Consider the following 13,234-nt stretch of genomic DNA (forward strand, 5'->3'; position numbering starts at 1 on the left):
GGATATTACTAAGTATGCGACAAATGGTCGCCGTGCGACTCTATATCCCAATGCCATTCCCTATGGAGCCAGGCATGCAAGCAGAGACGCTAAAGAAAGCAAGAGCCGCCACTTTTCTCACCCGGTCGGCGCTGTGTCTGATGCTGTTGCCAGTTGCCAGTCTTGTCTGGGCGCTCCAGGCGTATCCGCCACAAGAAGCGTGTTGGCTTTGCTTCTCGCTGGCAATCTATATCTGGCCTTTCGCCGGAGTCCTCTTTGTGATTTCAGCAGGATTCCATGTTGGCACTCACGGTCGCCGACTCGAAAAGGACGCCGGATTCCGCGAGGCGCATGGGCACTAACTAGCCCGCGCGCCGTCCCGCCGGACGGTTCGCTGTCGATGCTCGAATAGAAGCCCGCTGGAAACAGTGGGCTTTCGAGTTGCGGCTGCGCGCTTTTCCGGGACGGCGCGAACTCGCCATATTTCGGAATCCGAATCAGTTTCGGAGCGCCGGGTGGCGAGGCCAGCGACCTGATTGCGTTGACTCAGAGCGCTTCGACGTTCCGACACTCGCGATCGCGCGCCGAGTGCGTTCGCGCTCACACAGCCATACCCAGGTCGGCAAAACTGGTGACGGTCGCCTCGCACGCTCGCGCAAGCCGCAAATCGTGGCTCGAAAAGAAGACCGCGCTCTTCCTGGCCAGATCCTTGAATAGATCGATGAGAACCGCACGCGCGGCGGCGTCGAGCCCGTTGCCCGGTTCGTCCGCGATAACGACAGCGGGTTCGCCCAGTGTCGTCGCTGTCAGGAAGAACTTTTTGCGCGTGCCGAGCGACATCTGCTCGAAGCGCTTCTCCAGGTGCGGCGTGAGGCCAAAGCGGTCCGCGAGATCGAGCGTGCGCGCGTCGACGGCTGTCTTCTTAGTCGACGCCACGAGTTCCAGAAACGCGCGGCCGGTTTGAAACGGATACGCCATGCAGTCGTCGGGCACGTACGCCAGGGCGGATTTCGCCTCGAGCGGCGCGCTACGCAGCGAATGGCCGCCCAGCCAGACCTCCCCTTCGTCGGCGTCGATCACGCCGGCAAGGATGCCGAGCAAGGTGGACTTGCCGCTACCGTTTTCATCGCATAGCGCCACGCATCCCGCGCTGGAAACGTGATGCAGCCCCTGGAAGATAACGCGCTCGCCAAAGCGTTTGCTGAGGTTTTCGAATCGAAGCATGGTGGAATCAATCAAATAAGCGAATGCCAGACGCGCCAGGCACGCCAGACGGCAGCGACCCACATCGCGGCCAGCATGGTGCCGAGCAAAACGGATTGCCGGGCGGCGTAGCGTTGCGGGAAATACAGCAAGGCAAGCAGCGGTACCGCCAACCCCAGGAGAGCCGCCGCAGGCCACAGCGGCAAAACACCGTGCGCGACCAGCAGCAGCGGCACCATGCATGCTAATGGCAGCGCCAGCGCGGCGACGGTCAGCATATCGGCACGCAGCCGCGCCGCTGCTGCAATAGGCAACGATCGTGTGAAGTGCTCTGCACGAAGGTGAGCCGCTCGCAAATCGCGATAGGTCGTCGCAGCGACCAGCGCAATCGCGGCCTGTGAAATCACTGTCAGGGGTACCGCACGGGCGTCGAAATTCCAGAGTCGAAGCAGGAAGCAGGTGGAGGCCGTAACCGCACCCATCACCAGATAGCGCGCGAAGACACCTGCGCCGCGATCCCAAACAATACCGGCTTGCAGCCTGGTCACGGGCGAAAGCCGCTGGCCGAGATTGACGCGTACGCAACTCATGACGCGTCGAGAGAGCGCGCAAGACCACATGGGCCACGGAGTCGAAGCAGCCGGCGTACGGACGATCACGAACGCCGCGAGCAGCAAGGGCAAGACCAGCAGCGCCTGCTTTGTCGTTTCGCCCGCCTCCAACGCGCCGACGAGGATGATATTGGCGACGACCAACAGAGCCGCGTGACGAGCGCTGCGCGAGAGCACCGTCAGTTGCCATCCCAGCGTAACCAGAAGCAGATCGAGAACGAACAGGTAGTTCGCGGCCTTCTGCGGCAGAAAGGCCAGCGCGACCGCGGCGCCGAGCACGGGCAGAAGCAGCGGCGTACTCGCGACGAGCACGACGGCGATGTCGACGGCGCGGCGGTGGAAATTGGGTGCGGGCAACGAAGCGAAGAAAGTGGCGAACGTCCCGCCTGTGATGGCGGCACGTTGCGCAAGCACCCACAACATACCCGCCGCTTCGAGCATGTGCACCCAGACGAACCGCCATTCCATGCCATGCGAGGGCGCGAGAGCCGCGAGTACCGGCGCGCCCAGAATCTGGCTCTGGGCAAACACGGGCATTGCCGGCAGCAACAACAGGACTGAGAGCGACAGCGCCTGCCAATGTCTGCGCAACATGCGCGATGTCGCGAGGGCATACCACCGCAGTCGGCAAGACAACATCATGTTTCCAACTTCCCTTTTTCGACTTCCCTTAATTCTCTTGATTCCGTTAATTCCATTAGGGCAGTCGCGAAACCGTGAACTGGACAGACCCGTTATCGTGCCACGTCGGCTGCGATGCAACAACCGCGCCAACGCTTAACTTTCATTTTTATTTCATTGCCAGAATGGCCTCGGCGCTGACATATACTCGTCGTGCCGCACCAGCAAGCGCCTCGACGCATCGAGTCTGGTGCGCCCCTTCAATCTGGCGCAATAGTGATTTTGTGATCTGCAATGAGCGATGGTGTGGAGTACAAGCGGCTCGCCGGCCTTCCGGGACTCGTTCTCGGCGCTGGGCGTTTCAAGGCGTTCCGTTTCGACCGGCACTATCACCTTGACTATCACGTCGGGCTCGTAACCGAAGGGATTCAGCGCCAATGCGTGAACGCAGGCGCGGTCTTGCTCGGGCCAGGTCGCATTTCCTTGATGCCACCCGGCGAGGTCCATGATGGCGCCGGGGAATGCGGCAACGCTTATACGCTGAAGACATTCAGACTGTCCCGAGACCTGCTGCAAGGTGTCGCGACCGAGCTGACGGACTCGGCTCGCGAGCCCGAGCTGAAAAGCATGATGATCGAGGATCCGACGCTGGCCGCGCAATTACTGCAGCTTCACGATGCGATGCAGTTGTCGCCCGACGCTTCGTCGCTGTCTTTACAGTCGGAATGGCTTTCACTGCTGTATTGCCTGTTCAACCGGTCCGGCGCGATCGGGCCGACGGCCGCTAAAGGGACGCTCTCTCCAATGCATTGGCAGCGGCTCAATGACTATTGCCTGTCCCATCTGGCCGAGAAGATCACCCTCGACGAATTGGCCGCCTTGTGTGGTCTGGGGCGTTTTCATTTTTTGCGGCGATTCAAGCAGACCGTAGGCATGACGCCTCATGCGTGGCTGCTTCGTTTGCGCCTGGAACAGGCTTGCGCCTTGTTGGCAGCGGGCAAACGAACCATTGCCGAAGTCGCCCACGGCGTCGGGTTTTACGACCAAAGCCATTTCAACAGGGCGTTCCGGCAAGCCTTTGGCGTGGCCCCGTCCGCTTACTGAGTCGACGCGCGAGTGCTCACTCTGCGCGTCAATTTTTTACAAGCCAGTCTCGCCCTGCCTCTATAGCATCAGCAGAAGTCCGTTCGGCATCTGGTGTTCCGAACGCAAACCTGGAAGCCCGCCACAATGAAACTGCACTTCGAGACCCCTTTGATGGAATCGCGCGCCTTGAGCGTTCCCGGTGAACAATCCGTGTGGCTCAAGCTCGACGCGTTGCAACCGTGTGGATCATTCAAGATCCGGGGCATCGGCCACGCGTGCGCCGTTCATCGAAGCCGTGGCGCGCAGCGTTTCGTTTCGTCCTCCGGGGGCAATGCGGGTCTTGCCGTTGCTTATGCGGGTCGACGTCTGGGCATTCCTGTTGCGGTAGTGGTACCGCAAACGACAACGGAGCGCGCGAAGGAACTACTCCGCCTGGAGGGCGCCGAGGTAGTGGTGCACGGCAGTTCCTGGCAAGAGGCGAACCAGTTTGCACAGACGCTGCTCGGAGCAACCGACGCGTTCCTGCATCCCTTCGACGATCCGCTGTTATGGCACGGCCATGCCTCGATGATCGATGAGGTTGCCCAAGCCCGCTTCAAGCCGGACGCCGTGTTGCTTTCCGTGGGCGGCGGCGGGCTGCTTTCCGGCGTCGTAGAGGGCCTGCAGCGCAATCATTGGCACGATGTGCCCGTGTTGGCTGTCGAAACCGAAGGCGCCGCTTCGTTCCATGCCGCGCTCGAAGCCGGACATGCGGTGGAGCTACCGTGTATCTCGAGCATTGCCACGTCGCTCGGCGCCAAGCGGGTGTGCGAACAGGCGTTACATTGCGCACGCGTGCACCCTGTACACAGCCTCGTCGTGTCGGACTTCAGCGCACTCGCTGCGTGCGAGCGCTTTCTTGCGGATCACCGCATTCTGGTCGAGCCGGCTTGCGGCGCGGCACTCTCCGTCGCTTACGACAGGCATCCGGCGTTGGCCAGTTACAAGAAGATTCTGGTTGTCGTATGCGGCGGCGCGACGGCTACCATCGATCAGATTCGTGCATGGGCAGGCAAGGCAGAGCGCCGATGACCTTGTGCATGTAACGGCGGAAACGATAAAATCCTGTCCGCCGAAAATAGAGTCGCAGGTTGGTATCTCCTGCGCCCAGTGATTGGGTTCTAGATATGCCGCGGCGTCAACCTTACTTTCATCAAGTTGAGGGGACGCGCTGTGGAGAAGACGCTGCGCCCCCTCCAGACGAGGAGTCTGCCCAGATGCGCAGCAACACCAATGAGCCGTCAAACGTGGAAGGAGCGCTGTTCAGCGGATTGACCTTCGACCGCGAAGCGCTGACCCGCCTGCTTCGAGAATGCGGCGACGGTCCGACGTTCGAGCACTGCAATTTCAGCGGCGAAGATCTTTCCAGTCTTGATCTGCGAGCCGCCCGCTTCTCTCAGTGCAACTTCGAGCACGCCCTCATGGAGCACTGCGAACTCACAAGAACCCGCTGGCTGGCATGCAAGTGCGCTGCCGCAAGGTTTCGCTACGCGAATGTGAGTGACGCGCGCTTTTGCCGGAGCGATCTCAACAATACCGACTGGACAGGCTCGAAACTCGCGTCGGCGGCGTTCACTGAGGTCAAGCTCACAGGCGCCCGCTTTGTCGACGCCCGTACACTGGGGCTCAGCTTCCACGATTCCCTGCTCGTTGGTGCAGATCTACGGGGGCTCTCGTTTCGCAAGCAAACGCTCGAGGCGTTGAATTTCTCCGACGCGGATCTGTCCGACTGCGACTTTCGCGACACTGTTTTCGAAGGCGGCAGCTTGAGCAACGCGCAACTGCGAAACAGCCGCTTCGACGGCGCGGATCTACGCTCTGTAGACCTAAGTGGTTTGCGTCTCTCCGACGTGCTGCAACATCTTAAAGGCACGATCCTCTCCGTCGATCAAGCCGTCATGCTGATCGGCGACTGCGGAGTGCGGGTGATGTAAGGCAGCGAAGGCCGGCACCCGCCGGCCGTTTATCACCAGTGCCAGTGCAACGCCTGGCAGGCACCTCCATTGCGCCGAAAGCAAGCGTGCCAGCCAGTGCGCAACTCGCGGCATCACCATTCGCATTTTGATTTCGATTCAAGAAAAGTGACGCGCCGCACACTATTTCTACACAGATTTCTCGTAGATATGTCAACGCCAATTTCGTCATTTCATCTGCGTTTTGCGCTGCAGATTAGTTCATATGGTTGATTTGTAATCGAAATGTAACGCAATAATTTCTTACCATACACGCCACTGTAGAGGCGCGCCGCGCGCCTATAGTTGGATGTAACTTCGTTTGCGGCCTGAGACCCAAGCGTAGCGCTATACATCAAACGAATAACGTCCCCGCGTTTGCACGAGGCATGCAGATTTTCCACGCACTCCAGAGGGTACAGCGCTTGCATCACAAACGAAGCGCGTTGTCGTGAACGCCGATTGCCAGACATTTGCATGAGCGGGGGCTCTTCTATGTCGAACCGACACGAGACGTCTCCTGCCGAGACGGGCGAGGCCCTGGTGCTGGTGGGCGCTGCTTTCGCCGTGCTTGGCGGCTGGCTCGTCGCAATGGGTTCCACGCCCTACTACGTCGTCACCGGACTCGCACTGATCGGCTCGGGCACCCTGATGGTCCGAAGCCGATCGGCGGGACTCTGGAGCCTCTTCTTTACGCTTGTCGCCGCACTCGTGTGGTCTATCATCGAAGTCGGGCACGACGGCTGGAAGCCCATGCCGCGTCTGCTATTGCTCGCATTGCTCGGCATCTGGTTCTACCTCAACATCGTCGTTGGCCATTCGGCAGTCGCACGACCCGTGCGCGTTGTGGCCGGCGTCGCCGCGATCGTCTACGCGCTCACGATCGCGGGCATGTTCTCGCCCAAAGTCCCCATTTCGGTGGCGCAGCATCTTCGCTACGGACCGCTGTCCCCTCCCCACAGCAGCGGCGCGTCATCCGATCAGAACAACTAGCGCGGCCCCATCAATCGATGCAAACGATTTGCGAATTGATTTCGATTCAACCTGCGCACGCATGATGCAAATTCACCGGCTTCGTCAGAAGAGTGCGGAACACCGGTTGCTTGAACGCAGGCTCGGAATTCAGTGAGGTAAGCCATCGTGCTCATACAATTTCCAGATGAAGATGCCTACTACTATGCGAGCGGCACGGTCCGGTATCGCGCCCTCGTCGACGGCGCAATAGTCACGTGTGAAATATCTCCGGAGGCGCTTGAAGAATATTTTCGTGCGCGCTCGGGTCGCGCCGGCCTGCTGGCTGCCTTCGCAACATATAGAAAGGAGATCGAATCAATCACAAGACAAATTCTTCCGCATCGTCTGTCTGCTGGACGCTGCCAGCTGTTCCTGCGCGACTGCCTCCAAAAGCCGGGAATGACCGAAGTAGACATCAGCCGCAACAGGGGTATCGTAGAAACTGTCCGACACGACGATACGCCAGGCACACGCGCGCGCATGCCCGCGGTCAGGTACGTTCGCGAAGCGGGAGGTGCGCCAAGGTAAGAGCGCGCTTCACAACGAAAGGTCAGTGACCGCGAAAGCCGCTGAATCCTTGACGCACTGCAGTGCGATCGAATGTGCGCAACACGGACGGTTGAAGCTGCATCGCAGCAACTCACTGCTACGAACTGCCTTCACCGCGTGCTGGCCAGAAAAATACAACGAAGAACGCCTTGCGTATGTGGCGCGGAGGCGGTTGAGGATTCTGTTCGAGACCGCCTTTCTCACGAATTCATCTGCGGGATGGCCACAATAATGAACAGCTTCGATACCGTCATTCTGGGAGCCCTCACCCAACTCCAGTTTTCTCCCCAGGTCAATCATGCAATCGTCGTCATTGCCGACCTCTATACCTTCAAGGGTTACCTGCTGATTCCGCTGCTGTGGTGGATCTGGGTCCAGCCGAACGAGCGGCGCGGCTGGCGCCGTGAGATCGTGCTCGCCACGTTGGCGAGCGCCCTGATCGCACTCGCGGCGGGACGCCTGCTGGCGCGCTGCCTGCCGTTCAGGGAGCGGCCGCTATTCACGCCGGAGCTCCATCTGCATTTCGCCTCGTCGCCGGTGCAGTTCGCCGGGCTGATGAACTGGAGTTCCTTTCCGAGCGATCACGCCATGCTCTGGATGGCGGTAGCCACGGGCATCTTCATCGTGTGGCGGGGCATTGGCATGCTGGCGTTTTTGGCCGTCGCAGTATTCGTGTGCTTTCCGCGCGCGTATCTGGGTTATCACTACCCGACTGATCTGATCGCCGGCGCCCTGATCGGCATCGTCATTACCTGGATCATGACGCGCAGGGCCGTGCGCAGGCGCACGGTCAAACCCGCGATGCGCTACATCATGCGTTATCCCGGTCCTGCTGTGGCGCTCGGATTTATGCTGTGTTTCGAGCTGGTCACACAGTTCGACGATCTTCTGCGGCTTGCCCATTCGGTACTTCATACCGCGAGCTGACGGATTCAGGCTTTGTTCGGACTGCCATGTTCTTAATACAAATCGGACGAGGGAAGATCACACACTCGCACATCAATCATTTCGCGCGTGCGTTGTGATCTGTACAAAATCAGCAGCGATATGCCCCGCGCCATAACGCGCTTCCATCTTCTTGAGCTGCTGCTCAACCGCCGCAAGGTAGGCCGAGCGAGACTCGGAAGCAGGACGCAGCCCGTCGAACAACGGCGCGGGCGTGATCAACAAAACGATCATCTCCGTGCCGAATGGCTTGTCCACGAGCCAGTACCCCGACCCACCGACCTTGGCCGAGAACCCGGGCGGTGCCTGGTTGTCGCGCTCGACATTGCTGGGAACCAGATGCACGACACTGCCGTCGAGCGCGAAGTAATCCACGTTGACGTATGAGTCGTAATGCGGCGTGGTGATATCGACGATGAGCGGCATGCCCTGCGTAAGGTGCGCGTCGAGCGGCTGGGTATGGATCGACGCCCCGCCGCCGGCCAGATGATTGGCGCGCCAATACGGCGCGAATGCGCTCACGACTTCGCAGTTATGGTTCTCCACCGCGGTCACATCGAGTTTCGCAACCTGCCCGCCTGGCGTTTGCGCGAGCGCGTCATGCAGGTGCGCCATGTTCTCGCCGGCATTGGCAAAGCCACGCACCTGGATCGCTTGCCCGGGCAGCGACGCAGCAAGCGCGGAGCACGGAATGCGTGCAAGCGTCGCGTTCAACGCGGCGACCGAAGCGGCGTCGGCCACCGGGGCGCTCGACGCGGGAGAGGCAGCGGCTGCAACCGCGCTCACGGCAGGCACGCTAGCGGCCACAGCCGCAGGCGCGGCAGCAAGCACCGGCGAGGCAGCCGCTTCCGCAACCGGCTTTGTTGCGCTAGCGGGAGTGCTGGTGACGCTGGTGGAGATAGCGGCCACGGAGGATTTGGCACCCGTTTGCTCGTGTCCGGAAAGCACGCGGTACCCGGCCCACAACCCCGCAGCGACCACGATGGCCCCCACGCCAACGGCGCCAGCCCGGGCGGCGGGGAACGCGTGCGCATGCGCGAGCACGCCCATGCCCTCGAGAAACTGATTGACGCTCGCGGTGCGTGACGCGCGGTCAAACGAAAGCGCTGCGCTCAGCGTGCGCCATTGACCGCGATCGAGCGCCGGCGGCCGCTCGGCGCGCATCTTCTCGCTGCGTGCCTGGGTAGCCGATTTCCGGTTGAACGGATGCTTGCCCGTCAACAGTTCATAGGTCACGCAGGCGAGCGCATAGATATCGTCGCGCGGGTCGGGCTCGCGATGCTCGAACATTTCCGGGCTCGCATAGGCGGGCGTGATGCCGCCAAGCGTCGCGGGATCGAATACGGTAACGTCGGGATCTTCTTCGGGACGCTGGAATACGCGCGCAATGCCGAAGTCGATCACTTTGACATCGCCGCCATCGGTGAGGAAAACGTTGGCGGGCTTGAAGTCGCAATGCACGAAGCCGCGCTCATGCGCATAAGCGAGCGCCTGCCCCATGCCGGCAATGATCGGCCGCGCCTTATCGAACGACATGCCCGCGAAACCCGGCGCGCGCAATAGCTTGCTGAGCGGCTTGCCGGACAGATATTCCATCGTGAGGTACACGAGCGGACCGTCACGGTCGAAGTCGTACACCGTGACGATATTGCGGTGCGCGAGCGTCTGCGCCTTGCGGGCCTCGCGTTGCAGTGCGATCAGCGAAGTCGGCTGGCCGCGAAACTGCACGTTCAGCACCTTGATCGCGATATAAGGTTTGCGGTCCGAAGCTTCGAGCTTGCGTAAATCGAGCGCCTTGTAGACGGTGCCCATGCCGCCCACGCCCAGGCACTCTTCGAGCACGAAGCGCCCGTTGAGCGTGTCGCCAATGCCCTTCACGTGCTCGGAGTCGTCGCCCGTCGTGGCAGAACGCGCAGCAGCGAGGGCTTCGTGAATGCGCGTGGAGTCGTCCACCGGCCCGGTGTTTTCCTGGCGATGTTCGATGCGGCGCAGGACCTCGGCATACACGGCGTCGGGCAGCGGATGAACGGTCTGCGTCGCGTCCACCGCTTCGCGCAGACGAGCACAATTGGCCGCGTCGACCGCGAGCACGTGGTCGATCTCGGCGAAGAACGCGTCGCGTGAAAGCGCCCCGCTCTGGAATGTCTGGATCAGCTGCGCAAGGCTCATCATTCGTATGCCTTCAACTCAGCTTCAGGATGGCCGAGGCGCTTTTCGTCACCGGTTCGCGGCGCACGATTGCACCGCATCCGGCTGCATGCCCCGATCTCGTTCGAGCCCGCTGCAACGTGGTCTCGTCATCCTTAAAGCATACAGAGTCGCCGCCAATTCTGCGCTCACTGTGATCTCAGAAGGCGCGCGCCCGTCACCCTACAACAAGGTCTGATGAAAGATTAGTCTGCTGCCGCACGCAGTGCAATCGGTGCCTGAACCAGGCCTTGGGCTCACGCGTGTTGCTCCGAATCCAACGGCCTCGCCGCGCGCTGTTGGGCGCGCGCCATCAGCGTTTTCGCGCGTGAGCGCCGCGGCAGGCCCCGCATACGCGCGGCAGCCAGGCGCCGAGCCCCGCCACACAAGGGGTTGAGCAGCAAATGCGTTGGCGGCGACGTCGCTGGCACAGCCTGTGCATTAAGAGGAGCGAGCCCGCAAGATACTGCAGCTCAATCGCCAACTACCCTGTTTAGCCCTTCTGGAGAACTATCATGAGCAAGCTGATGATCGCCGACCTGAGCGTCGCGCAAGAACTCGACCGCAGCGAAATGAGCGCCGTGCGCGGCGGTGGCGGCCTGAGCCTCTGGCCCGGTTACTACCCGTCGATGCCGACGTTCAAGTATGACTCGACCAACTTCACCGCCGAACAGGTCATCGGTCAGACGAACAGCATCGTGAACAACGTGGGCAACGACGTCGCCTTCGCGTCGAACATCCACGCGACGGTCAACCCGGTGCAGAACGCGCACAACACGATCAACTTCTGATCGTCCTGGCAGCGGCGCGACCCCACCCTGCTGCACTCCGTGTGTCGCGCCCGCCTGGATGCATCCGCCCCACTCATCGTCAACTGGAGGCTCATCATGACTTCTCTCGTTATCCGCGAGCTGGCTCCCGGCACGGAACTCGACCGCCGCGCCATGACAGCCGTACGCGGCGGCAACAGCGCGTTCGGCAGCTATGGCCCGATCGCCAATATCAACGTGTCGCCCAACATCGTGCAGAACATCTCGCAGGTTCAGGTGGTCGACGTCGCTGCGCTCAACAACATCGGATACATCGGCGCGGGTTTCGGGCCGCTGAATCTGAAGGTCAATCCTGCGCAATACGCGAGCACCGGCGTGCTGTTTTGACCGTTGCCGCGAAGCGAAAAGGCAGACGGCGCCGCGAGGCGCCGCCTGCTTGTTTACGTGCGTGCGCCGCGCACCACCGCCTATACTCAAACGAAACCCATCAAACCCAAGTCGATCTCGTGGAGCGGACCGTGAGCACTATCGTCATCAAGGACCTTCCGGAAAGCGTGGAACTGGACAGGCAGGCAATGGCTGCGATCATGGGCGGCGCGCGCGCCGCCTCGCAGCGCACGCTACTCGTGCCACGACCGTTCATCGGCGTGCGTGTGGAGATCGAGGGCTCACCCGCGCAGCGCGCGCAGACAACCGTCGCCACGGCGCGGCCGCGCCCCACATTGCTGCGTTGAAATCACGCAGCGTGCGCGGACATGGCCGGACGCGCGCTGGCAGGCGGAAATACGCACCACGTGCCATCGTCGTGACGGAAGAAGAAGATTGCAATCGTGCGCGCAGGGTGCACCGCTTCTACGCAGACATAGCGCAGCCGTTGCTCCTGTGTGCGGCTAAAGCGCACGACGCGGGCCGGAACACGCGCACTGGGTGCGAGCCACTTGTCGACGAGGGTGCGCAGCGAGGTGTCGGCGGAATTCATGATGGTCTCCGAAGCAAGTGGCGAAGCGCGGCGTTTCAGCGTCGGCGGGAAATGGTGTTCACGCCGCCTGCGCGGCGTACGTGCCGTGGGCTTGCAGGCGGCGTGCGTGAACCAGCGCGCGAACCACGCGCAAGCCGGCAAGCGGATGAGCAATGCAGGTGCGGACCTGTTCGCTGCGGCCCTTGCCGTCCACGCACCAGGTGCAGAAGTGTTCGCAGTTGTTGCTGAGCAGGCGGTAGCGGTCTTCGCCCAAACGCGAGCGCGCACGCGCCACGGCTTCACGGCCCACGAAGGCCGCGCACGGATGCGCGACGATGGCGACTTCGCAGCCAGCCGCGAAACGCTCGAGCGAGACCTCTTCGATCGGACCGCGATGCAGCGATACGCACAACCCGGCGTAGTGGACAACGCGCCCAGCGCCGACGTAGATGCCGTGGTGCGTGTAGCCCGCGCGGCGCGACACGAGATGCGCGCCGAGCGGCGGTTCCTCGGTGTGCGACGTCGTTTGAAGTTCGGGGTTCATGGCTGCATCCGTCTGGCTGGTTGCTGGCTTTCCGCGCTGTTCAACGGTCTGCCGGTTGCCAACTATCCTGCATCAGACATGCCAGGCGAGCGATCACGGTTCTATCAGGCCTGGCGGGAAGGCGTGCGTGACGGGTGCCCCGGTGTGTCGGCAACACACCAACTTGAGCGCATCGATTGTGTCGGCGCCGAACCATCAGCTTGCTGCCAGATTGGCTCACTAGGAGCGATTGCTTATGTGTCGGTGTCCTGATGACAACGGGAAACCTGCGTGTTGGCGCACGCACGACCATTGCCCCTCAAACCGACAAGGCAACGGTGCGCGTAATACGCGCCGCGCGAGCGCAACGTCATATGGGACAAGCTTCAGCGGACCTGGGCGCGCGAGCGCCGCGTTTCGCCAAAAAATGGCATGCTGCTTGCGAGGTATGGCCGGAACGCCGCGTGCCTGCGGCCATCATCTTGACGGAGACTTGTCATGACCTCGCTCGCCATCACCGACCTTCACCTGCAATGCGATCTCGACCGCAAGGCGATGTCGTTCATCCGGGGTGCAGGCGCACCGTGGGTGTTCGGCTGGATCCAGCCCTACGAGCCCGCGCAGCCCTCCCAGCTCGGATCGATCATCAATCTGTACCAGACCAACAACACGTTCTACGCGAATCAGGTCATCAATCAGTACCAGACGCTCGACGTGACCAATTCCGCGTCCAATTCGAACGTGACGGTAGGCGTGGGCCAGAACGGCAAGAATAACGGACTCGTCGTGTAGCCTAT

Annotated in this window: 16 protein-coding genes; 11 read left to right on the top strand and 5 right to left on the bottom strand. The window is 61.5% G+C overall.

Translation table 11 applies throughout. The annotated features are described in order from the left end of the window. Nucleotides 1–74 precede the first annotated feature (74 nt). Nucleotides 75–341 carry a hypothetical protein gene (locus tag U5A57_RS14315; RefSeq protein ID WP_321911831.1) on the top strand — a complete coding sequence of 89 codons (267 nt, stop codon included), beginning with the start codon at nt 75–77 and terminating at the stop codon, nt 339–341. A 238-nt stretch (nt 342–579) separates the two neighbouring features. Here U5A57_RS14315 and U5A57_RS14320 read toward each other — a convergent pair whose 3' ends face one another. After that, a complete protein-coding gene (locus U5A57_RS14320; RefSeq protein ID WP_321911833.1) occupies nt 580–1,203 on the bottom strand; it encodes an ABC transporter ATP-binding protein in 624 nt (207 codons plus the stop codon). 11 nt (nt 1,204–1,214) lie between these two features. Then, nucleotides 1,215–2,435: a DUF6136 family protein gene (locus U5A57_RS14325; protein WP_321911835.1), complete on the bottom strand. Its 1,221-nt coding sequence runs from the start codon at nt 2,433–2,435 to the stop codon at nt 1,215–1,217. Nucleotides 2,436–2,708: 273 nt separating this feature from the next. Here U5A57_RS14325 and U5A57_RS14330 point away from each other — a divergent pair, with 273 nt between their 5' ends. The 6 genes from U5A57_RS14330 to U5A57_RS14350 all read left to right on the top strand — a co-directional run bounded on the left by U5A57_RS14330 (nt 2,709) and on the right by U5A57_RS14350 (nt 7,981). Beyond that, nucleotides 2,709–3,518, top strand: coding sequence for an AraC family transcriptional regulator (locus U5A57_RS14330; RefSeq protein WP_321911837.1), 810 nt, complete (start codon nt 2,709–2,711; stop codon nt 3,516–3,518). Between the two features lie 126 nt (nt 3,519–3,644). Continuing rightward, nucleotides 3,645–4,571: a pyridoxal-phosphate dependent enzyme gene (locus tag U5A57_RS14335; protein ID WP_321911838.1), complete on the top strand. Its 927-nt coding sequence runs from the start codon at nt 3,645–3,647 to the stop codon at nt 4,569–4,571. A gap of 185 nt (nt 4,572–4,756) precedes the next feature. Continuing rightward, nucleotides 4,757–5,473: a pentapeptide repeat-containing protein gene (locus tag U5A57_RS14340; RefSeq protein ID WP_321911839.1), complete on the top strand. Its 717-nt coding sequence runs from the start codon at nt 4,757–4,759 to the stop codon at nt 5,471–5,473. Between the two features lie 513 nt (nt 5,474–5,986). After that, the gene (locus U5A57_RS14345; protein ID WP_321911840.1) at nt 5,987–6,484 is read left to right on the top strand and encodes a hypothetical protein; all 498 of its coding nucleotides are present in this window, start codon (nt 5,987–5,989) and stop codon (nt 6,482–6,484) included. Between the two features lie 147 nt (nt 6,485–6,631). Continuing rightward, the gene (locus U5A57_RS41685; RefSeq protein ID WP_415764167.1) at nt 6,632–7,033 is read left to right on the top strand and encodes a DUF1488 family protein; all 402 of its coding nucleotides are present in this window, start codon (nt 6,632–6,634) and stop codon (nt 7,031–7,033) included. Between the two features lie 252 nt (nt 7,034–7,285). Beyond that, entirely contained in the window at nt 7,286–7,981 is a 696-nt protein-coding gene (locus U5A57_RS14350; RefSeq protein WP_321912246.1) for a phosphatase PAP2 family protein, read from the top strand. Between the two features lie 72 nt (nt 7,982–8,053). Here U5A57_RS14350 and U5A57_RS14355 read toward each other — a convergent pair whose 3' ends face one another. Then, entirely contained in the window at nt 8,054–10,171 is a 2,118-nt protein-coding gene (locus U5A57_RS14355; protein WP_321911842.1) for a serine/threonine protein kinase, read from the bottom strand. A 530-nt stretch (nt 10,172–10,701) separates the two neighbouring features. Here U5A57_RS14355 and U5A57_RS14360 point away from each other — a divergent pair. The 3 genes from U5A57_RS14360 to U5A57_RS14370 all read left to right on the top strand — a co-directional run bounded on the left by U5A57_RS14360 (nt 10,702) and on the right by U5A57_RS14370 (nt 11,690). Next, nucleotides 10,702–10,977 (top strand): hypothetical protein, encoded by a 276-nt coding sequence (locus tag U5A57_RS14360; RefSeq protein WP_233887843.1) that lies wholly within the window; start codon nt 10,702–10,704, stop codon nt 10,975–10,977. A gap of 96 nt (nt 10,978–11,073) precedes the next feature. Further along, nucleotides 11,074–11,343 (top strand): hypothetical protein, encoded by a 270-nt coding sequence (locus tag U5A57_RS14365; RefSeq protein WP_321911846.1) that lies wholly within the window; start codon nt 11,074–11,076, stop codon nt 11,341–11,343. A 131-nt stretch (nt 11,344–11,474) separates the two neighbouring features. Further along, entirely contained in the window at nt 11,475–11,690 is a 216-nt protein-coding gene (locus U5A57_RS14370) for a hypothetical protein (RefSeq protein WP_321911848.1), read from the top strand. A 2-nt stretch (nt 11,691–11,692) separates the two neighbouring features. On the opposite strand, the gene U5A57_RS14375 is transcribed toward U5A57_RS14370, so the two are convergent. Beyond that, entirely contained in the window at nt 11,693–11,935 is a 243-nt protein-coding gene (locus U5A57_RS14375) for a hypothetical protein (protein ID WP_321911850.1), read from the bottom strand. 58 nt (nt 11,936–11,993) lie between these two features. After that, the gene (locus tag U5A57_RS14380) at nt 11,994–12,458 is read right to left on the bottom strand and encodes a lecithin retinol acyltransferase family protein (protein ID WP_321911852.1); all 465 of its coding nucleotides are present in this window, start codon (nt 12,456–12,458) and stop codon (nt 11,994–11,996) included. Between the two features lie 477 nt (nt 12,459–12,935). On the opposite strand from U5A57_RS14380, the gene U5A57_RS14385 reads away from it, so the two are divergent. Beyond that, entirely contained in the window at nt 12,936–13,229 is a 294-nt protein-coding gene (locus U5A57_RS14385) for a hypothetical protein (RefSeq protein ID WP_321911853.1), read from the top strand. The last annotated feature ends 5 nt before the right edge of the window (nt 13,230–13,234 follow it).

Source organism: Paraburkholderia sp. J11-2 (assembly GCF_905220185.1).
Taxonomy (GTDB): Bacteria; Pseudomonadota; Gammaproteobacteria; order Burkholderiales; family Burkholderiaceae; genus Paraburkholderia.

Coding starts and splice junctions, on each gene's coding strand:
- U5A57_RS14315 (WP_321911831.1), top strand. CDS start 75: ATGCAAGCAGAGACGCTAAAGAAAGCAAGAGCCGCCACTTTTCTCACC.
- U5A57_RS14320 (WP_321911833.1), bottom strand. CDS start 1,203: ATGCTTCGATTCGAAAACCTCAGCAAACGCTTTGGCGAGCGCGTTATC.
- U5A57_RS14325 (WP_321911835.1), bottom strand. CDS start 2,435: ATGATGTTGTCTTGCCGACTGCGGTGGTATGCCCTCGCGACATCGCGC.
- U5A57_RS14330 (WP_321911837.1), top strand. CDS start 2,709: ATGAGCGATGGTGTGGAGTACAAGCGGCTCGCCGGCCTTCCGGGACTC.
- U5A57_RS14335 (WP_321911838.1), top strand. CDS start 3,645: ATGAAACTGCACTTCGAGACCCCTTTGATGGAATCGCGCGCCTTGAGC.
- U5A57_RS14340 (WP_321911839.1), top strand. CDS start 4,757: ATGCGCAGCAACACCAATGAGCCGTCAAACGTGGAAGGAGCGCTGTTC.
- U5A57_RS14345 (WP_321911840.1), top strand. CDS start 5,987: ATGTCGAACCGACACGAGACGTCTCCTGCCGAGACGGGCGAGGCCCTG.
- U5A57_RS14350 (WP_321912246.1), top strand. CDS start 7,286: ATGAACAGCTTCGATACCGTCATTCTGGGAGCCCTCACCCAACTCCAG.
- U5A57_RS14355 (WP_321911842.1), bottom strand. CDS start 10,171: ATGATGAGCCTTGCGCAGCTGATCCAGACATTCCAGAGCGGGGCGCTT.
- U5A57_RS14360 (WP_233887843.1), top strand. CDS start 10,702: ATGAGCAAGCTGATGATCGCCGACCTGAGCGTCGCGCAAGAACTCGAC.
- U5A57_RS14365 (WP_321911846.1), top strand. CDS start 11,074: ATGACTTCTCTCGTTATCCGCGAGCTGGCTCCCGGCACGGAACTCGAC.
- U5A57_RS14375 (WP_321911850.1), bottom strand. CDS start 11,935: ATGAATTCCGCCGACACCTCGCTGCGCACCCTCGTCGACAAGTGGCTC.
- U5A57_RS14380 (WP_321911852.1), bottom strand. CDS start 12,458: ATGAACCCCGAACTTCAAACGACGTCGCACACCGAGGAACCGCCGCTC.
- U5A57_RS14385 (WP_321911853.1), top strand. CDS start 12,936: ATGACCTCGCTCGCCATCACCGACCTTCACCTGCAATGCGATCTCGAC.